Source organism: Arthrobacter sp. M4, from assembly GCF_020251205.1.
Lineage (GTDB): Bacteria > Actinomycetota > Actinomycetes > Actinomycetales > Micrococcaceae > Arthrobacter.
This window is the reverse complement of the sequence record NZ_JAIWYX010000001.1, coordinates 269748-289285: the sequence shown is the minus strand read 5'-3', so window position 1 is coordinate 289285 and position 19538 is coordinate 269748. Positions and strand designations below refer to the sequence as shown.

Annotated in this window: 19 protein-coding genes; 10 read left to right on the top strand and 9 right to left on the bottom strand. The window is 62.2% G+C overall.

Annotated features, from left to right (window positions below; translation table 11 throughout):
• The first annotated feature begins 24 nt into the window (after positions 1–24).
• From LD110_RS01355 to LD110_RS01320, 8 genes are all read left to right on the top strand, one after another.
• Entirely contained in the window at positions 25–420 is a 396-nt protein-coding gene (locus tag LD110_RS01355; RefSeq protein WP_225495812.1) for an FKBP-type peptidyl-prolyl cis-trans isomerase, read from the top strand.
• Positions 421–551: 131 nt separating this feature from the next.
• A complete protein-coding gene (locus tag LD110_RS01350) occupies positions 552–2636 on the top strand; it encodes a YafY family protein (RefSeq protein ID WP_225495811.1) in 2085 nt (694 codons plus the stop codon).
• A gap of 4 nt (positions 2637–2640) precedes the next feature.
• The gene (locus tag LD110_RS01345) at positions 2641–2997 is read left to right on the top strand and encodes a hypothetical protein (protein ID WP_225495810.1); all 357 of its coding nucleotides are present in this window, start codon (positions 2641–2643) and stop codon (positions 2995–2997) included.
• Between the two features lie 34 nt (positions 2998–3031).
• Complete coding sequence (gene tatA / locus LD110_RS01340; RefSeq protein ID WP_225495809.1) at positions 3032–3301, top strand: Sec-independent protein translocase subunit TatA; 270 nt, start codon at positions 3032–3034, stop codon at positions 3299–3301.
• Positions 3302–3349: 48 nt separating this feature from the next.
• A complete protein-coding gene (gene tatC / locus LD110_RS01335) occupies positions 3350–4144 on the top strand; it encodes a twin-arginine translocase subunit TatC (RefSeq protein ID WP_225495808.1) in 795 nt (264 codons plus the stop codon).
• 24 nt (positions 4145–4168) lie between these two features.
• Positions 4169–7096: an RNA helicase gene (locus LD110_RS01330; protein WP_225495807.1), complete on the top strand. Its 2928-nt coding sequence runs from the start codon at positions 4169–4171 to the stop codon at positions 7094–7096.
• A gap of 36 nt (positions 7097–7132) precedes the next feature.
• Complete coding sequence (locus LD110_RS01325; protein ID WP_225495805.1) at positions 7133–8785, top strand: amidohydrolase; 1653 nt, start codon at positions 7133–7135, stop codon at positions 8783–8785.
• 411 nt (positions 8786–9196) lie between these two features.
• Positions 9197–9937: a polyprenol monophosphomannose synthase gene (locus tag LD110_RS01320; protein ID WP_225495803.1), complete on the top strand. Its 741-nt coding sequence runs from the start codon at positions 9197–9199 to the stop codon at positions 9935–9937.
• Between the two features lie 87 nt (positions 9938–10024).
• Here the strand turns inward: LD110_RS01320 and LD110_RS01315 are convergent, their stop codons facing one another.
• The 6 genes from LD110_RS01315 to LD110_RS01290 all read right to left on the bottom strand — a co-directional run bounded on the left by LD110_RS01315 (position 10025) and on the right by LD110_RS01290 (position 14746).
• The gene (locus LD110_RS01315) at positions 10025–10372 is read right to left on the bottom strand and encodes an RNA polymerase-binding protein RbpA (protein WP_225495801.1); all 348 of its coding nucleotides are present in this window, start codon (positions 10370–10372) and stop codon (positions 10025–10027) included.
• 263 nt (positions 10373–10635) lie between these two features.
• Positions 10636–11586: an SPFH domain-containing protein gene (locus tag LD110_RS01310; protein ID WP_225495800.1), complete on the bottom strand. Its 951-nt coding sequence runs from the start codon at positions 11584–11586 to the stop codon at positions 10636–10638.
• 70 nt (positions 11587–11656) lie between these two features.
• Positions 11657–12118 (bottom strand): NfeD family protein, encoded by a 462-nt coding sequence (locus tag LD110_RS01305; RefSeq protein WP_225495799.1) that lies wholly within the window; start codon positions 12116–12118, stop codon positions 11657–11659.
• 59 nt (positions 12119–12177) lie between these two features.
• A complete protein-coding gene (locus LD110_RS01300; RefSeq protein ID WP_225495798.1) occupies positions 12178–13101 on the bottom strand; it encodes a methyltransferase domain-containing protein in 924 nt (307 codons plus the stop codon).
• A gap of 19 nt (positions 13102–13120) precedes the next feature.
• Positions 13121–13813, bottom strand: a complete 693-nt coding sequence (locus LD110_RS01295) for a peptide deformylase (protein WP_225495797.1) — start codon at positions 13811–13813, stop codon at positions 13121–13123.
• Positions 13814–13822: 9 nt separating this feature from the next.
• Positions 13823–14746 (bottom strand): hypothetical protein, encoded by a 924-nt coding sequence (locus LD110_RS01290; protein ID WP_225495796.1) that lies wholly within the window; start codon positions 14744–14746, stop codon positions 13823–13825.
• 41 nt (positions 14747–14787) lie between these two features.
• On the opposite strand from LD110_RS01290, the gene LD110_RS01285 reads away from it, so the two are divergent.
• Positions 14788–15189: a nuclear transport factor 2 family protein gene (locus LD110_RS01285; RefSeq protein ID WP_225495795.1), complete on the top strand. Its 402-nt coding sequence runs from the start codon at positions 14788–14790 to the stop codon at positions 15187–15189.
• Positions 15190–15207: 18 nt separating this feature from the next.
• On the opposite strand, the gene LD110_RS01280 is transcribed toward LD110_RS01285, so the two are convergent.
• Genes LD110_RS01280 through LD110_RS01270 form a run of 3 tightly spaced genes read right to left on the bottom strand, consistent with a single transcriptional unit; the run spans position 15208 to position 18187 of the window.
• Entirely contained in the window at positions 15208–16353 is a 1146-nt protein-coding gene (locus LD110_RS01280; protein WP_225495794.1) for an NAD(P)/FAD-dependent oxidoreductase, read from the bottom strand.
• Complete coding sequence (locus LD110_RS01275; protein ID WP_225495791.1) at positions 16350–17054, bottom strand: class I SAM-dependent methyltransferase; 705 nt, start codon at positions 17052–17054, stop codon at positions 16350–16352. Before LD110_RS01275 ends, LD110_RS01280 begins: the two co-directional genes overlap by 4 nt.
• The gene (locus tag LD110_RS01270; protein WP_225495789.1) at positions 17051–18187 is read right to left on the bottom strand and encodes a type III polyketide synthase; all 1137 of its coding nucleotides are present in this window, start codon (positions 18185–18187) and stop codon (positions 17051–17053) included. The genes LD110_RS01275 and LD110_RS01270 overlap by 4 nt, the downstream gene beginning before the upstream one ends.
• Before the next feature lie 218 nt (positions 18188–18405).
• Here LD110_RS01270 and LD110_RS01265 point away from each other — a divergent pair, with 218 nt between their 5' ends.
• Complete coding sequence (locus tag LD110_RS01265; protein WP_225495787.1) at positions 18406–19503, top strand: FAD-dependent oxidoreductase; 1098 nt, start codon at positions 18406–18408, stop codon at positions 19501–19503.
• Positions 19504–19538: the final 35 nt, after the last annotated feature.

The window sequence follows — 19538 nt, the reverse complement described above, 5'->3', positions numbered from 1 at the left end:
TCCCGCTCAACTAAAGGAGAAGCCATGTCATTCGGACAGCGCGAGTACGACCGTCAGAAGCCCGAGATCGATTTCCCCGAGGGCGATGTCCCTACGGAACTGGTCATCACGGACCTGATCGAGGGCAGCGGCGCCGAGGCCAAGGCAGGGGACACCGTCTCCACCCACTACGTTGGCGTCGCCTGGTCCACTGGTGAAGAGTTCGATGCCAGCTGGAACCGCGGCACACCGCTGGACTTCCGTGTGGGCGTTGGCCAGGTTATCCAGGGCTGGGACCAGGGGCTCTTGGGCATGAAGGTCGGCGGCCGCCGTCGGCTTGAGATTCCTTCTGAGCTCGCATACGGCTCCAGGGGTGCCGGTGCGGCTATCAAGCCGAACGAAGCCCTGATCTTCGTTGTGGACCTGGTGGCAATCCGCTAGCGGCCAACACCAAGCCAACTTCGCAACGTAACGTGCGGAATACGAAGGCGCGCCCCGCGGCCGGCTACCGGCCCGTGGCGCGCCTTCGCCGTCGTCGGCGCTGTGCTCCAGACTTTAGTAACGTAGCCAACGTGTCCGCTTCTCGAACTGAACGCCTCCTGAACCTCTTGCTTGCCCTGCTCAACACGCGGTATGGGCTTCAGCGGTCCGTACTTCGGGACAAGGTCTACCACGACACGGGCGAGTCGGACGCAGCTTTCGGGCGGATGTTCGAAAGGGACAAGGCGGAGCTTCGGCGCCATGGTTTTGAGATCGAAACCCTCACCGACATAGGTTTCGGCTCCGACGACCCCGCCTCCACGAGATACCGCATCGGCAAGGAATCCAACCGGTTGCCCGACGTCACGCTGACGCCGGCTGAGTGGACCGTCCTTTCGCTTGCTGCCCAATTGTGGGAATACGCCTCGCTCGGTTCCGCCGCCGCCAACGCCGTCCGCAAGCTCCAGGCGTCCGGTGGAACAGCCGACGTAGAACTGCCGGCCGGGGTCCAACCTCGCATCAAGCCGGCTGGCCAGGCTTTTGACACGATCCTGGCTGCCATGCACGCCAGGCAGGCAGTCACGTTCGGCTATCGGGCGGCCAGTACGGGCGTCGACGAGGAACGCAAATTGGAACCTTGGGGGATTGGCAATCGATTCGCCCAGTGGTACGTCGTGGGTTGGGATCGTGCCAGGGGGGCCAAGCGGTTTTTCCGCCTCTCGCGCATGACGACGGCGGTCACCATCCAGAAGGGCGACGCGTACGAGCGTCCCAAAGACTTCGACATGCGGGCTGAGCTGGACAGCCTTCCTGAGCTTCCCGTCCGGGAAGCCGTTGTGAAAGTTGAGCCAGGGCGGCTGCTTGGCCTCCGGCGTCGGACAACAGGATCGGCGCCCGACGGCGGGAGTGCCCTGTTGGTGCCCTTCCGCGACATCGAGGCAATGGCCCAGGAACTGGCCTCTTACGGTCCCCACGCTACGGTGATCTCACCCCAGGAACTCCGGGACGCCGTCGTCGAACGCCTGAGGGGCGCTTTGGCGGCCAACAGCCAGCCGATGGCGCCAGCAGAGTTTCCCGACGACCGCGCCACGGCACCGAAGGCACGGAAGCGAACGTCAGAAGACCAGTTGGCGCGGCTTCTTCAGTTGGTGCCATTCCTGGTCCATAACCAGGGCCTGCACATCCAAGAGGTAGCAGACAAGTTCGGCGTCACACGGCGTGAGTTGGTGGCCGACCTCCAGCTCCTCATTTGTTCCGGCCTGCCAGGCGGCTACCCCGACGATCTCCTGGACATCCAGTGGGAAGACGACCATGTGGTGATCTCCGAGCATCTGGACCTGAACCGGCCTGTCCGGTTCAGTCCCGAAGAGGCGTCGGCACTCCTGGCCGGTCTGGCCACGCTGCGGGGTTTGCCAGGGCTCACCCGGCTCTCCGGTCGGGCAGATGCCGAAAGCAGCGAGCGGGGAGACGTTGCCCGCGGTGACGCGGATGACCCTACCGCCACCAACAGCACTGATGCCCTCGAATCCGTCACGCTGAAGCTGATGGCTGCGGCCGGAGAAGCGGGGGCGCTGGCAGGGTCAGTGGCTGGACCGCCTGTTGGTCCGGGGGAGTCGGAGACGTTCGATGTCATCACGCGTGCAATCGAGCGGGGCGAACAGCTTCACCTGAGGTACTTCTCAGCCCAGCGGGATTCGGTGTCTGAACGCAACGTCGATCCGCTCCGGATCTATTCCTTGGACAACACCTGGTATTTCGAGGCCTATTGCCACAGTAAACGCGGCATCCGGAACTTCCGGCTGGACCGGATTGAGGCGCTGCAGGCCACAGGCCAAGCTGTATCCGGACTGGCATCCGTGGAGGGCGGAGTGCCCGCCAAGCTCTACACCCCGAGCGATGACGACAGCCTGGTGGTCCTTCGACTGAGCCGCCAGGGTGTTGGCATTGCCGACGACTACTATGCCGACCGCACAGCAGCACTGCCGGACGGAGGCCTCCTTGCGGAGATCCGCGTAGGCAGTGCGGACTGGCTTCCCATGCTCGTCGCACAGCACGGCGGTGCGGCCGCCGTCGTCGAACCTGAAGAGCTGCGGTCAGCGGCAGTCCGGTGGATCGAAGCGGGACTAGCCCGATATGTGGGCGCCGATGCCGGCCCCAAGAGCGCAGAAGGAGCCTGAGGAAATGACGTGGTGGTCCTGGATCCTGCTATGGGTGGCGCTGATTGCGCTGTCCCTCCTTCTGCATGTCCTGCTGGGAGTCCGTCTGTTCAGGCAGGCCATGGCCACCGTGAAGGAGCTCGGCGCTGCGGGGGAGAAGCTCGGCCACCTTGGCCCGTTTCCGGAACCGGACAAACCGGATAACGACGGCGGGAAGCGCCTCCTGCCGCCTGGCTCGGCGGTTTTTGCCCCACCTGAACAGATGCGTCATGATTACCTGGCGGCCAAGGCAGCCCGCCGGGAAGCGCGTCGCAAACGACGCGTCGAGCGCCGTGCGGAGCGGGGTCAGCCCCAATCCCTGCACGACATTGATTTCCGATAAGACGTAGGATGTATCAGAGCGAAAGGACTTCCCCGTGGGACGACTCTTTGATGGCCCTTGGCCAATTGTCATTATCATTATCGTTGCGCTGCTACTGTTTGCCGCGCCCAAGCTTCCCGCCATGGCCCGCAGCCTCGGCCAGTCCATGCGCATCATCAAGTCTGAAGTCAAGCAGATGAAGGATGACGGAAAGCCGGAAACCAAGGACGGCGAAGGTCCTGTTGAAGGCAAGATCGTCAACCACCCGGACCGCAAGCCACAGAGCGGAAACGACACCGACGTTCCGCCGCCCGGCCGCGCGTAAGCGGAAGTGGCACAAGGAAAGGGCCGCAAAGCCAACCCCGAAGGGCGCATGCCCCTCGTTGAGCACCTCAGGGAGCTCAAGAACCGACTCATCAAATCGGCAATCGGGTTGGCCATCGGCAGTGTTGGCGGCTGGATTCTCTACGATCCGGTGCTAAGTGCGCTGAAGGAGCCTGTTGACGCGATCGCCCAGCATACTGGGGGAACATCATCGGTTAACTTCTCCTCCATCGCATCGCCCTTCGATTTCAAACTCCAGCTGTCGATCATCATCGGTACCGTAATTTCCAGCCCTGTCTGGATTTACCAGCTCTGGGCCTTTATTACCCCAGGCCTGACGGCCAAGGAGCGCCGATACACCCTGGGATACATGGCGGCGGCAGTCCCGCTCTTCCTCGCTGGCGTGTGGGTTGGCTGGATGGTCACGCCGCAGGTGGTTCGGGCGCTCACCCAGTTCACACCCTCCGGGTTCTCCAACATGATCGACGCGCGCGACTACGTGGACTTCGTTACCCGCATGGTGCTCTTCCTTGGCCTTGCCTTCCTTGTTCCTGTGGTCCTGGTTGGGATCAACATGGCTGGTCTCATCTCCGGAAAGGCCATCCTCAAGGCGTGGCGGATCACCGTGTTCCTTGTCTTTGTCCTTGCTGCGGTCGCCGCACCCGGAGCTGACGCGGTTTCGATGTTTATGCTTGCGGGTCCGCTGCTGCTGCTGTTCTTCGCCGCCATTGGACTCTGCTTGTTCAATGACCGTCGCCGGGCACGCCGGGAAGCCAAGCACGCAGCTGAGACAGACGCCACGGCCGATATCGCGACTCCAAGCAAGGATCTGGAGAATCTATAGCCCGGGTCGCACTAGGCTTGAGCCATGTCCTCTGAATCCGGGTCTCTTTCACCATCTGAGCGCTACCAGGCCGCGGCACAGCGGAACACGGAGGCCAAAACGCATCTCGGTGCCTTTGCACGGACTTTGGACTTCGAACTGGACGAGTTCCAGAAGGACGCTTGCAAGTCACTGCAGGAAGGTCGCGGCGTCCTGGTTGCTGCGCCTACAGGAGCCGGGAAAACCATCGTCGGCGAGTTTGCAATTTACCTGGCGCTGCAACGGGGTCTGAAGGCCTTTTATACGACGCCAATCAAAGCACTGAGCAATCAAAAGTTCACCGAACTCGGTGAGAAGTATGGTGCCTCGAACGTTGGCCTGCTGACCGGTGACACCACCATCAATGGCGAGGCTCCCGTAGTTGTCATGACTACCGAGGTACTCCGCAACATGCTCTACGCGGACTCAGACACGCTTGTCGACCTTGGCTACGTGGTGATGGATGAGGTGCACTACCTCGCTGACCGCTTCCGCGGAGCCGTCTGGGAAGAGGTAATCATCCACCTCCCCAGCGAAGTGCAGGTGGTCTCCCTTAGCGCCACGGTGTCCAATGCTGAGGAGTTCGGTGCCTGGCTCCACACGGTCCGCGGCCACACGGACGTCATCGTTTCTGAACATCGCCCTGTGCCCCTGTGGCAGCACGTTATGGTGGGGCGCGAAATCGTGGACCTTTTCGCAGGGAACACTTCTTTTGATGAAACGGCACCCGAACCGGAGCCCAGCGAAGTTGAGGATACACCGTCCGCCCGTGTCCGCCGCGCCAAGCAGGGCAAGTCCCTGTCCGCGGCGGAGCTTTCACCGGAGTTCGAGGTCAACCCGGAACTGCTGTCCATGGCAAGGGCGGAAAGCCAGATGAACTTCCGCGGCCGGTTTGGCCACGGGGGACGGAGCAGGCGAAGGCAGGATCGGCAACGGGACGAGCGGCCACCGCAGGCTGAGCCGCGGTCCGCAGTCCGCAAGGCCAGCCGCCCACAGGTCATCGCCAGCCTCGATCGGCAGGGGCTGCTTCCCGCCATTACGTTCATCTTTTCGAGGGCCGGCTGCGATGCCGCCGTAGCCCAATGCGCCTCAGCCGGCCTGTGGCTGACAACTGAACGCGAACAGCAGATCATTGCTACACGCGTCGATGAGGCGAGTCGTGATATTCCGGCCGACGATCTTGATGTTCTTGGGTTCTGGGCATGGCGTGACGGCCTTATCCGTGGTCTAGCCGCTCACCATGCCGGTTTGCTTCCCACTTTCAAGGAAGTGGTGGAGAAGCTCTTCGCCGACGGCCTCGTGAAGGCCGTCTTCGCAACGGAAACGCTGGCCCTGGGTGTTAATATGCCTGCGCGCTCAGTGATCCTGGAAAAGCTCGACAAATTCAATGGCGAGGCCCACGTCAACATCACCGCGGGTGAGTACACCCAACTGACCGGGCGCGCCGGAAGGCGTGGCATCGACGTCGAGGGCCATGCAGTGGTGCTATGGCAGCCGGGAACAGATCCCACGGCGGTAGCCGGCCTTGCCTCGCGCCGGACGTATCCGCTCAATTCCAGCTTCCGGCCTACCTATAACATGAGCATCAACTTGATCGCCCAGTTTGGCCGTGCCCGTGCCAGGGAGATCCTGGAGTCCTCCTTCGCCCAGTTCCAGGCGGACCGCTCAGTAGTTGGCCTGGCGCGGCAGGTCCGAAGCCGGGAAGAATCGCTCGCCGGCTTTGCAGAGTCCATGAAATGCCATCTCGGCGATTTTGAGGAATACGCCAAGCTGCGCCGGGAACTCAGCGACGTGGAGCAATTCGCATCCCGGAGCAAAACCCGTGCCCGAAAGTCCCTGACTATCGATTCCCTCACGCGGCTTATGCCCGGCGACGTGATCGACGTTCCAAACGGTCGTTCTCCAGGGTATGCCGTGGTGCTCAACGCAGACTTCAACGCCAGGGAGCCTCGCCCGGCGGTGCTGACAGCTGACAGCCAGTTGAGGCGTGTCGGCATCCATGATCTTGAGGGGCCAGTGTCGCCTGTGACCCGCATCCGGATCCCGAAGTCGTTCAATGCCAAGCTGCCCAAATCTCGCCGTGAACTGACATCTTCCATGCACAGTGCCCTTCGCGAAAACCGCCCGCCTAAACGCGGCAGCAGTCGGAATGAGGACTTTGGGCTGGCGGCTGCCACGCCGGAACTAGAACGACGGATAGCAGGGCTCCGCCGCCAGCTCAAGGCCCATCCTTGCCACGGCTGCAGCGAACGGGAAGACCATGCACGCTGGTCCGAGCGCTGGTGGAAGCTGCGCCAGGAAACTGATGGCCTCGTCCGGCAGATCCAAGGCCGGACAAACACGATCGCCAAGACATTCGACCGGGTGTGCGATGTCTTGGAGAGCTACGGCTACATCGAAACCCGGCCGGACGGCCCCACAACCATCAGCGCCGACGGGCAGCGACTGCGACGTATCTATGGCGAAAAGGACTTGCTGATCTCCCAGGCCATTCGACAGGGAGCCATCAGCGATCTGGACGCAGCAGAAATGGCTGCTCTGGCCAGCGCCCTCGTCTACCAGGCGAAGCGCGAAGATCGTGGCCTCCGTCCGCGCATGCCCTCCGTATCGCTGGAAACCGCCGTGGACACCGTGATTCGTGAGTGGTCCATCCTGGAAGACGTCGAGGAACGCAACAAGCTTCCGCTGACTGGCGAGCCCGAGCTTGGGCTCGTGTGGCCGATCTTCAAGTGGGCTAAGGGCCGTCACCTCCAGGATGTCCTGAGCGGCACCGACCTTGCCGCCGGAGACTTTGTTCGATGGGCCAAGCAAGTGGTGGACATCCTCGATCAAATGGCAAAGATTCCGGGGCTCGACAGGCGCATCAGCAGGATCTGCTCGGAAGCCATCGACCTTGTTCGCCGCGGCGTCGTGGCCTACTCAACAGTCGCCTAAGAACGCCACCATTCCCCATACCAAGGAGACCCCTCTATGACTTCTTCCGGCGCGCCCCAGGACTCCGGGACCACACAGCGGCCCATCCTGTACCGCAACGGCTCGGTCTACTCAGCCGCGGATCCATTTGCCTCCGCCATGCTGGTTGACGGCGGAACGGTTGCCTGGGTTGGTTCCGAACAGGCGGCCTCGTCAATTGCCGATTCACGGATGGACATCATCGACCTCCGCGGCGCCCTGGTGGCCCCGGGATTCGTTGACTCCCACGTCCATTTGACGGAAACGGGCATTGCCCTCGAAGGGCTGAAATTGTCCGGCGTGCGTTCAGCCCGGGAGCTGCTGGACGTCCTTGCCTCCTCCAGTGCAGATGGCACGGTCCTGGGACACGGTTGGGATGAGACCCGCTGGGACACCCCGGATCTGCCGACCGCCGAGGAGTTTGAACGGGCGGCACGCGGCCGCAGGGTTTACTTGGCCCGGATCGACTCCCATTCGGCGCTGGTCTCAGCCGCTTTGATTGACGATGCGGGGCTGAAAGCCCTGGACGGGTACGACGGCGGCCCATGGGTAGTGCGGAAGGCCCACACTGAGGCGCGGCTTGGTACCCGGAAGCAATCAGCGGAAGATACCCGCCGGTACCAGTCTGCTGCACTGGCCGAGGCAGCTGCCAACGGATATGTTGCGGTGGCCGAGATAGCAGCCCCGCACATTGGCGGTGAAGACGATTTCCGCATTGCAGCAGAGTGGAACCGCCAAAGTTTGCCGGTACCCGAGATCCTCCCGTATTGGGGCTCCCTGGCCTCTTCGGTTGAACATGCCCGGTCCATTGTGGAGTCCTTGGGCGTTCCGGTTCTCGGGCTTGCGGGCGACTTGAACATTGATGGCTCCATTGGCTCCCGTACCGCGGCGCTCAGCGAAGACTACAGTGACGCGGCCGGCCACCGCGGAAGTTTGTATGTGACCAAGGAGGAAGCAGCCGCCCACTTAGCAGCCTGCTCCCTGCTGGGGATCCAAGGCGGCTTTCACATCATCGGCGACGCCGGACTTGAAACTGCCCTCGATGCACTTGATCTCGCGGCGGACGAGGTTGGCGGGCAGCGAATCCGTTCCGCGGGCCATCGCTTCGAGCACGTGGAGATGCCTGGGCCCAAAGCCCTCGAGCGGCTTGGGAAGTACTCGGTCACAGTGAGTGCCCAGCCAGTATTCGATGCTGCCTGGGGCGGCGACGGCGGACTGTATGAACAGAGGTTGGGGGAGCGGAGGCACTCCATGAACCCCTTCGCTTCGTACTATTCCGCTGGTGTTCCCGTTTGCTTCGGTAGCGACAGCCCTGTGACTCCGCTGCGCCCCTGGAGCAGCGTGCGCGCCTGCCTTGAACACAGCAACCCGCAGGAGCGCATTTCCGCTCGTGCGGCGTTCATTGGTCACACCCGGGCTGGCTGGAGGGCCAGCCGGAGCCCAAATCCGCTTGCGGGGCAGCTGGTTCCCGGCGCCCCGGCGAGCTTCGCGGTGTGGGAGGTAGAAGAGCTGATGGTGCAGGTGGCTGACACCCGAGTGCAGTCCTGGAGCACGGATCCGCGTGCGCGAACACCCCTTCTTCCGGCGTTGGACGTTGGCTCGGATCCTCGCTGCCTCCAGACCGTCCGGGAAGGCACGGAACTTTTCTCTACCCCTGAACTTCGCGCGTAATGCGCCGTGCCTGGCCGCAGAAATTGCCCTTCCGGCCGCCCGCTTGTGACCTGCACAAACGGATATAACTGCAGGTCAAAAGCCGGTTGACAGAAGCTGTAAAGCCCGTAGCATTGAGGCTCAACGGGCGGTCGCGGAGATTCAGTGGCTGTCTGGCCGCCGTCGGAACGACGGGAAGTCCAACCCGGTGTTCCACCAAGGCAGCGGCACTCCAGCGGGCAGGTCCATCTGCGAAGAAAACAGTCCAGCCGGACGTGCAGCCCGTCCGGCAAGGACTGGTCCTATGCAACCGGACCTGCCCGCGGCCTTGCCCGGACTGACTGGGCTCTATAATGGAGAGTTGCGCCGGAACGCAGTGGCCCCGCTCCTGCATTTCGCACACCGACCGCTCCATGAAGGAAAGGCCTCTCTTTGCGTGTCCTGACGATCATTCCCACTTATAACGAGCTGGAATCCCTGCCGAAGACGCTTGGACGCCTTCGTGCTGCGGTGCCGGCGTCCGACGTTCTGGTGGTCGACGACAACAGCCCGGATGGCACGGGAGAACTGGCTGACCGTATTGCTTCGGAAGATGGCCAGGTCCACGTATTGCACCGCAAAGGAAAAGAAGGCCTGGGGGCGGCATACATCGCAGGCTTCAAGTGGGGCCTCGCTGCTGGATATGACGTCCTCATCGAGATGGATGCTGACGGCTCCCACCAACCCGAGCAGTTGCAGCAACTCATTGACGCTGTCGACCAAGGGGCAGACCTGGCCATGGGGTCCCGCTGGGTCCCCGGCGGGAGCGTAGTGAACTGGCCCCTCTATCGACAGGTGATTTCACGGGTGGGCAGCACCTACGCCCGCCTCATGCTGGGCCTGAAGATCAAGGACGTCACTGGCGGTTTCCGCGCCTTCAGGCGGACCACGCTCGAGAAACTGAACCTGGATGAAGTCGAGTCGGTTGGCTACGGTTTCCAGGTTGACCTGGCTTGGCGCGTCGCCAAGCTGGGACTGACCATCGTTGAACGACCCATTACCTTTGTTGAGCGGGAGCTCGGTGCCTCCAAGATGAGCAGCCACATTGTCCTGGAGGCAATGCTGAATGTAACCAGGTGGGGTCTCGCCGCACGTTGGCATGCGCTAGCAGCAAAGAGGACCAAGCAGGATTAGCCACCCCGGTAGGTAGGGCGAAAAAGGGGCCGCTCCCGCAACCAGTGGTTGCAGGAGCGGCCCCTTTTGGATGCTGCCCGCGAATCTTTAGGCCGAACGGCGCTCTCCGCGGCGCTCACGCAGAATGTTCAGGCGATCTTCGAGGATCTGCTCCAGTTCCGGAATGGTCCTGCGCTCCAGCAGCATGTCCCAGTGGGTCCTCACAGCCTTCTCGCTGTTGTCCACGGGACGCTCACCGTCCACAAGGATAGCTTCCTTGCCGGTTTTGGATACCCAGACAGGGGGAATCTCAGCCTCAGCGGAAAACGTAACAAAAACCTGTTCGCCGTCCTCGCAACGGTACTCAACGCGCTGCCGCGGTGCCGGCTCCACACCGGACTCGGTTTCCATGCTCTGGGCACCCAGACGCATGCCCCTCAGGCTGCGATCGCTCATGTTTACTCCCTCTGTCTGTTCGCAGAGCCGCGCTCCACGCTAGCCGGTGCACGCAGGCGTGCGCGCCGGACAATCTAATGCACTCGTTGCATCACTAGATGAAACGCCTGGCCAAGCTTGAATGTTCCGACTGGGTAAACCTGCCGGACAAATATCCCATTATACGCAACAATCTCGAAACGCGATACATCGCTCGACCACCCCCAAGGGGGCCGGCCCCCGTGCCGCGGGCCGGCCCCCTTGAAAGCAGTATGCGAGCGCGCTTATTCCGCGGAATCCTTCGCTTCCTCCGGAGTACCAAAAAGACCCGGGACCGAGTCCTCCGCAACGGAAACTCCTCCCAAGGCGCTGCCAATGCCCTTGAGCGCTTCGCCGACTTCGCTGGGGATGATCCACAGCTTGTTGGAGGTTCCTTCGGCGAGCTTGGGGAGCGTCTGAAGGTACTGATAGGCCAGCAGCTTCTGGTCAGGATTGCCTTTATGGATGGCGTCGAACACTTTCTGGATGGCCTGCGCTTCTCCGTCTGCACGGAGGATTGCAGCTTTGGCGTCACCTTCTGCCGCCAGGATGGCTGCCTGGCGCTTGCCTTCCGCTGTCAGGATCTGCGATTGCTTGGTGCCCTCCGCGGTCAGGATGGCAGCCCGACGGTCGCGCTCGGCGCGCATCTGCTTCTCCATGGAATCCTGGATGGAGTGCGGCGGATCGATTGCCTTCAGCTCCACTCGTGAAACGCGCAGACCCCAGCGTCCGGTGGCCTCATCGAGGACACCGCGCAGTTGCCCGTTGATCTGGTCCCGGGAGGTCAGCGCTTCTTCCAGGTTGAGACCGCCCACTACGTTACGAAGCGTGGTGATGGTGAGCTGTTCCACGGCTTGGATGTAGTTCGCAATCTCATAGGTTGCCGCCCGCGGATCGGTGACTTGGAAGTACACCACGGTGTCAATCGACACCACCAGGTTGTCTTCAGTAATAACCGGTTGTGGCGGGAACGAAACCACCTGCTCCCGAAGGTCCAGCAGGGGAAGCAGCCTGTCGACAAATGGGATAAGGATTGTGAGGCCGGGATTCAGAGTCCGCTGGTACTTACCAAGCCGCTCCACCACCCCAGCCCTGGCCTGCGGGATGATCCGGATGGAACGGATCAGCACAATGATGACAAAGACAATGAGGACCAACAGCACAATCGTGGCTGCAGTCCCTCCCAAGCTATCCATACATCTCCTCAATTCCCCTGATGTGGTTGATGCACTTGTTCCCCATTCACAGGAAACATAAGAATCCGGGTCAGGGCTGGCTCTCCTGGGTGGCCGGCGTAACGATGGCGGTTGCTCCCTCAATCCGGGTCACGATGACGTGCTCGCCGGCACCCAGAACCCCGACTGTGCTCCGTGCGCTCCACACGTCTCCGCCAATCTTCACCAACCCGCCGGTTGCGCTGACAGACTCCATGACCAAAGCCGTTTCGCCAATCAACCGGTCTACATTGGTTCGCTGCTCCGTGGGGCCCTTCTTCAGGTGCCGCAGCGCCACGGGCCTGACCAGCCCGATCATGAGGAGCGACACAACGCAGAACACCACTACCTGAAGCCAAAGATCAGCTCCGGCAAAGTCCGCGACAAGGGCCGCCAATGACCCGCCGCCGAGCATGATGAAGAAGAGGTCCAAGGTGAGCATTTCAATGACCGCACAGGCCAGAAAGACGGTCAGCCATAGGGCCCACCAGTTGGAGCCGAGCCAGTCGAACATCGTTCCCCCTTGTCCGCACGGAGCGTCCAGCAACCGCGCAGTGCCGCCGTCGACCTACGTCATGGCTGCTGTTTTTCCATCCTATCGCCGGTGGCCTCGTCCCGTCCGGACCAGTGTTTGCGGGGTGTGAACAGGCTGATTCGGAAGCGTGCTGTCGCCTCCGTGACGTCGTCCGTCGAGGCCGCCACCGCACGCAGTGCGCTACGGTCGAGGTGGTGGCCGGCCGGACCCATGAAGGCCGCGTCCGCTACGGCGCCGGGATTGAGGTGGAGGGTGAACTCAAGGTTCCTGCCGCCGTCGGACTCAAAATGGGACGCCATCGCGGCGGCAAGGCGGTCCTCTTTGTTGTCTTCTATGCCCAACATTCCCGTACGATCGGCGATTTCAGCCAGGTGGCCCGGCAGCGGGGTGACGACAAGCAGCCGGCCACCCGGGCGCAGCACCCGGGCAAATTCGGCGGGGTTTCGCGGGGCGAACACCACCATCACCACGTCCATCGCGGCATCAATGATCGGCAGGGGCTGCCAGATGTCCCAAACGACGTTGATCGCATCGGGATTGAGCCGGGCGGCGCGCCGCAGGGCAAACTTGGAGATGTCAAGGCCAACAGCAGCCGCACCAGGTGCCTTGTCCAGCACTGAACGCAGGTAGTGTCCTGTTCCCGTGCCGGCATCGAGGATGGACGGGAACTTCCGTGAAGCTCCGGCCCGGCCGGTCAGGGAGGCGCTGACGGTCTCTGCGACCAATTCCTGTAGGGGTGCGTAATGGCCTGCGTCCAGGAAGGCGAAACGGGCAGCCACCATGTCCGCTGAATCGGCCTCGAACGCGGTGCCCTTCCCGGTCAAAAAGTTGTAGTACCCCTGCTTGGCGGCATCATAACTGTGCCCCAGGGAACAAAGGAGGCTACGGCGGGGCGGGGGCGAGACTGACAAGCCGCCGCGGCAAACTGGACAGCGCATGGCTGAGACGGCGTCGGTGGGCATAGTGACAATCCTATGGTCACTATTCAGGGCCAGCCCTCAGTCCTGTTCGGTCATCGGAAAGGAACCCCAAAGCCTCTTGGGCCTGGACAATCCCAGGCTCAGCCCAGCGTGCAGAATATTCCTCGTTGCAGGCAATCGACCGGAGCTCGGCTTTGTCCAAGTACAGGATTCCGTGGAGATGGTCGGTCTCGTGCTGGACTATCCGCGCCTGCCAACCCCGGTACTCGGCCGAAGCGGAGCTTCCATCCGCCGTCTCATAGTCAAGCCGGACGTCCCGGTAGCGGGACACCACAGCCTGGAGGCCGTGGACTGAGAGGCATCCTTCGTAGAAGGAAGCCACGGCGGCGCCGAGGCCCGTGTAACGGGGATTGAGGATGGCGAAGAAATCCAGGGGCCGGCGGTCACGCAGCTCTGCCACGTCCGGGTCCGTGTCGAACTTATCCTCCAGCACGGCCACCTGCAGCGGGATGCCAAGTTGCGGCGCTGCCAGCCCAACGCCTGGCGCATTGTGCATGACCTCCCGCATGCGCTGGATCAGCTGTTTCAGTTCACCGTCGCCGAGTTGGCCGTCATATGGCGCCGCGTGCTGGCGGAGTACGGGGTGCCCTGCCTGGACAACCGGTGGCAGGACCGGACTGGCAAGGAGCATCTGGACTGTGTCTCGAATTTGTGCGGCAGAGTATGGCGTTGGAGGGCTCAGCGGGAACGTCATATGCAGAGCCTACTGTTGTCCACCCCGGCAAGCGGCACCCACAAACTCCTGGATGGCCGCCTTAAGGCTGGTGTCGGCTGGCACTTTGATGATGCCTGTCCTGTTGCCCGCCCGCACGTTCAGGGGAAGTAGGGTGCCAACCTTGTCTTCCGCCACGGCGTGGGGATCGCAGCGCGTTGGGCGGATAGTCAGTTCGATCGTTCCAGACGTGCCGCTCCCGGACAGTTCAGTGCCCTTCGGCCACGGCGCGTCCCGGTCTTCGCTGATGAGCGTAGTGCCCTGGATTTCGTCAATAGTGATGGAACCGCCCCTGCCCTGCGGAACGTAATTGAGTCGCAAAATCGCCGTTCCATGGACGGGATCCGCGCGAAAGTCGCCGGACAATTCAAGGTGTACGACGGCGGCAACTTCCTGTTCCAGGCAGAGCTCAGTGTTGTTCCGGGCAAGGACGCCGTGCGGATCGTCCGCCGTGAGGCTTAGTGGGGCGTCGCCTTTGAGTTGGATGTTCACTCGCGCGCCGTCCGGGGCACTGTTGCTTGGACCTTTGCAGGCAGGGGAGGGCAGCTGTGCGGGCAGGCTCTTTGTTTGCCCGGGCGGGATCTCCGTTCCGCCTGGTGAGGCGTTCCACTGGGTCGGACCGGTGAACAGCCCGGTGCTGAGGGACGCTGACTCCACGGTCACGGGATGCGATCCGGTGTTGCTCAGTTGGATTTGGATGACGTACGTGGCGTAGTTATCCCGGAACTGATCGATCACCGCCGTTACGGCCGTTGAGGTGCCGGGTGGCTGGGAGCCGCCAATCGACGTCGAACTGTCCGAAGACGTCGGACCGGCAGATGGCGAGGACGGCTGCGTGCAGGCCGTTCCGGTGGCCAAGAGGGCCAGCAGTAGGAGCCTGGCGATAACCCGCCCGGTGACCGCAGTCGGTGCCATGCCTGCAGTTTACGGCGCAGCCATCCGTTAGGCTCTGGATCATGACTGATGCGGCTCCCCTCGAATGTGTTCTGGGATTCATTCGCACCGTCGAAGCCGGAGGAGGTCCGGACGAACTTCGTCCTTACCTGGCTGATGATTTCACTCTTGTGGAATGGCCCCATGCCCTGGCCAAATCGGGCTCCACGCGGAACCTTGACGAAGCCTTGGAAGGAGCTGGAAATAGCAAGGATATTGTCGCGAACCAGCGTTTCGACATCGTCCGAACCACATGCCAAGGCAACCGCGTGGTTCTGGAAATAAACTGGTCCGCCATAATCTTGCTGGACCTGCCTCATTGGGACGCCGGAGAAACCATCCGCGCACGCACAACGGCGGTGTTCGAAGTACGAAACGGCAGGATAGTCAGCCAGGACAGTTACGACTGCTACTACACAGAGTAGAACCGTCATGAGCCGCGGCTAATGCATCGTGAATCTCTTGGCAACAAAACCTTGGACCGCGGGAGCCTCGACGATACGCGCAAATATCCGGTTTCTGGCGGCCAACAGCCCCGGGGGCATCGGACGGCCCAACGCCATGTTCAACCCAGCCTGCCAAGCGGCCCGTTTGGCAGCCTTGTGCCGAACGCGTTCGACGGCGGCCAGTTCGGCAGCGCACGGGCGCCCATCAAGGAGCAGGCCAAGGGTCGGAACCATCGCGGCCATGTCCAGCCAGCCGAGGTTCATGCCCTGACCGCCGATCGGGCTGATTTCGTGGGCAGCGTCGCCCGCCAGCACAACACGGCCGTGGACCATGCGGGAAACCATTGAAGATGTCACTCCGAAAGCGCTCACCATGGAGTTGCTTTCCGGATCCACCGCGCGGCCGGTACGCCGGGTGATGAGTTCAGCCAGGGGGACCGGGCCAGCCTCCGGCCATGGGGCTCTCAACCGCACCACCCAGCGCCGAATGCCCCCAGGCAGGGGAAAACACTCCACGATGCCCGCGGGCTCAAGGAAGAGGACCGCATCATCGCCAAACCCAGTGTCATCCCGGAAATCGCCCATGACGTAAAAGTCAGGATAACGGCGGGTGCGGACAACACCATCGAGGGCAGGCCTGAACGCCGAGTGGGCACCGTTGGCGGCCACAACGATCCGGGCCTGGAACGTGCCCGCTTGCTTGCCCCTTGCCGAAGGCGACTGGGCTGAGATCCGCACGCTGCCGCCGTCGTCCTCTACTTTGGTGGCCTCGACCCCCCGTTGCAGCGCTCCGGGAGCCAACGATTCAAGACGGTCCTCCAATACGCGCTCGGTACGGTTTTGCGGCACCGACAAGATGAACGGGAAGTCCGTCGAAGCGCTGGTGAAATCCAAACCTGCCACCGGGTCGCCACGGCTGAACGCCCTGCCGCGGGTAATGCGGACGCCGGAGTTGACCAAATCGTCCACCACGCCGGCCGCTTCCAGGACAGCCAGCGACGGCGGGTGGATACCGATGGCGCGGGAGTGGCCGCTTGGCGCCGTCCGGCGCTCAAAGACGGACACGCTCCGTCCCTGGAGCCGGAAGAGGATCGCCGTGAGCAGGCCTACAGGACCAGCGCCGATGATGGCAACGTCGGTCATTGTTGGTCTCCCGGACGGTACACCAGGACGTTGCGGAACGGGGTTCGGTGTTCCACCCGCCAGCCCAGGGGAGCGGCGTCCTGGAGTTCCCGGGGGGTGTAACTGCGCCGGATCGATGTGAGCCCATCCCTCAAGATGAAAGAGCCGAAAGCCAGGGTCCAGGCGCTCGCGCCAAAGAGCCCGTAGGCCAGGACATTGCGCTCCAGATCATTGTGGATGGCTACGTCGCGGCATAATGCCTCGGAGTCGTGCAGGAGTTCCTGGAGCTGTACGGACGTCAGATGGTGCAGGATGTGGTTCGAGATGACTGCGTCGAAGCGCCGGCCCTCGGCCACGAGTTCGGAACTATAGGCCTGCCGGAATGTGATGCCCTGGTTCGATTTTGTCCCTACGGCGAATCGGAAAGCCCTTTCGTCCGGGTCTATGGCCGTGATCCGAAGGTTCAGTCCATCCTTCGCTGCCAGGCTGGCGAGGCGCCGGGCAACATCACCACCACCGCAACCAATGTCCAGCAGTGTGGGATAAGACCTCGACGCCAGCACGGGACGCAGAAGGTCGCGATAAATCCCATTCCATCCCGACACCACACGATTGACGATGCGGAAACGGCTGTAACTGCGGTCGAGTTTGAGCGGATCGCAGTCCGGACGGTCCATTTCCTCAACTGCGTCTGCCGCCCTTTCGCGCAGGAACACTGTCACGACACCGGCGACAACTTAGTGAACAGGGCCGTTTCCACCGTCAATCCCGGGCCGAACGCCATGGAACAAATTCGTTCCGCTTCCGTTGTGGGGGCCATGTCCATGATGTGCTTAAGCACGAACAACACAGTGGAACTGCTCATGTTGCCGTATTTGCGCAGGGTCTCCCGGGCAGGAATCATCTGCTCCTCCCTAAGCTCCAGCTTGGATTCGACCTTGTCCAGAATGGCGCGGCCACCCGGATGGATGGCCCACAATGGGATGTCGCTATAGGGCCGGTCACCAAGTCCCGGAACCCGGGCGAGCAACGGCTCAAGGGCCCCGGTTATGTGCTCTTCAATGATGTGCGGGACGTAACTTCCGAGCACCATCTCAAAGCCCTGGTCGCCGATATTCCACGCCATCGCTTCCTCACCGACCGGCGTCAGCACGGTTTCGAAATGGTCCAGGGTTAACGCGGTTTGGCCGGGTGCCGGCTCGCGGGCGGACACGACGGCGGCCGCGGCACCATCTCCGAAGATGGCCGACCCCATGATGGTGTCCGGATCGTTGGACGTGCGCAGGTGCAGGGAACACAGTTCTGCACAAATCACCAGAACAACCGCCGAGGCGTCGGCTTCACAGAATTGCCGGGCGGCGCGGAGCGCCGGGAAAGCCGCATAGCAACCCATGAATCCTAGGTGGTAACGCTGCACGGCGGGGCTAAGGCCCAGAGCGCGAACCACTTTATAGTCGGGTCCCGGATTAAAGAACCCCGTGCAGGAAACGGTTATGACGTGGGTAATGTCGGCCAAGTCCAACCCGGGACAATTGCCGACTGCGGCCTTCGCGGCCTCGATAAAGAGTTTTGTGGCTTCGGTCGCGAAAAGTTCGTTCCGAGACTTGGTGGAGGGGTTAAGGACCAGGCCCGCGCCGTGGTCGAAGAAGCGCGGATTGTCGGGATGGGCATCAAGGGTCAACTCGGACACCGCGGTATGTCTTGTATCGATTGCGGCAGAATCGAAGCAGGTTCGAACAAGGCGGGAACCCAGGCGAGTCAGGCCTGGTTGTTCGGCGAAGACGTCTCGGGCCTGATGCTGGATCAGGACGGTAGGTGGAACTGCTGTTTCCAGGGACCTCACGTAGACCGACATGCTCCATTCTTAGCGGGCAGACAACAAATGACAACGGGTTATGGGCCCGTGTTTTTGGCGTTCAAAAGACAGTTCCGGCCGCGGATTGCTCACTGACCGGGGGCAAGGTGCCTGAACCCGGCCGGGGTTCGGCAGAATGGACTAGGCGATATCGGCCTCGCCAAGGGCAGGCACCTACGTGCGCCTACCCTGATGGAAAGTGAGTTGGTGGAGTTTTGGTGGACGTTGACGTCGTTGTAATCGGCGGGGGAGCCATGGGAAGTGCCGCGGCTTGGCAAATGTCACGCCGGGGACGATCGGTTCTCCTTCTGGAACAGTTCGATGAGGGACACCAGCTGGGAGCCTCACACGGCGCCACCCGCAATTTCAACACGGCATATTCGGAAGCTGACTACCTGGATCTAGTGGCCGAAGCACGCATTCTTTGGGACGCGCTCGCCGAGGAAACCGGCCGACAGCTTCTGGACCTTGTGGGGCTGGTGAACCATGGCAATCTTCCACGTCTCCGTGCGACCCGGGCCGCGCATAAGTTGCGGGGCATCGAGAGCTACTTCCTACCGGCTTCCGCGGCGGCAGAACGCTGGAAGGGCATGAATTTCCGCGGCGAGGTCCTGGTGGTTCCGGGGGCAGGTCGCGTTCGTGCCGCAGAGGCGCTACTCGCGCTCCGCCAGGCCTCAGAGGCGCACTTTCAATATTCGACGCCGGTCCGGGACATCCGTGTCCTGGCTGAAGAGTCGGTGGTGGTAGTGACAGATTCGCAGGAACTGACTGCCCGAAATGTTGTTGTCACCGCAGGTGCCTGGACAAACAAAGTTTTGGGCCGGATGGTGCGGCTGCCTGAGCTTGTGGTGACGCAGGAACAGCCCGCCCATTTCCTGCCGCTTGATGATTCCCTCACCTGGCCCAGCTTCAACCACAATCCCGATCAAGACGATCCCCGCGATGACTATTGGTATAGCCCCGTTTACGGGATGCTAACGCCGGGGGAGGGCATCAAGGCTGGCTGGCATGGCGTCGGTCCCGTCATGGACCCCGATGCCCGGACTTTCCTGCCGGAACCTGTGCAGCTGGAAGCGCTGGTCCGGTATGTTCGGGAATGGCTGCCTGGTGTTGATCCGGAGTCGGTGGTGCCGATCAGCTGCACCTACACCAGCACGGCCAATGAAGATTTTGTGCTTGACCGGTTCGGTCCGGTGGTGGTCGGCGCTGGGTTCTCCGGGCATGGCTTCAAGTTCACTCCGGCCATCGGACGAGTGCTCGCGGACCTGGTAGACGGAGTCCAGGCGCCGTCACGGTTCTCGGCCAGTAGGGATTGACCCTCACAACAAGGGCCCGCAGGGCCGCTGTCAGC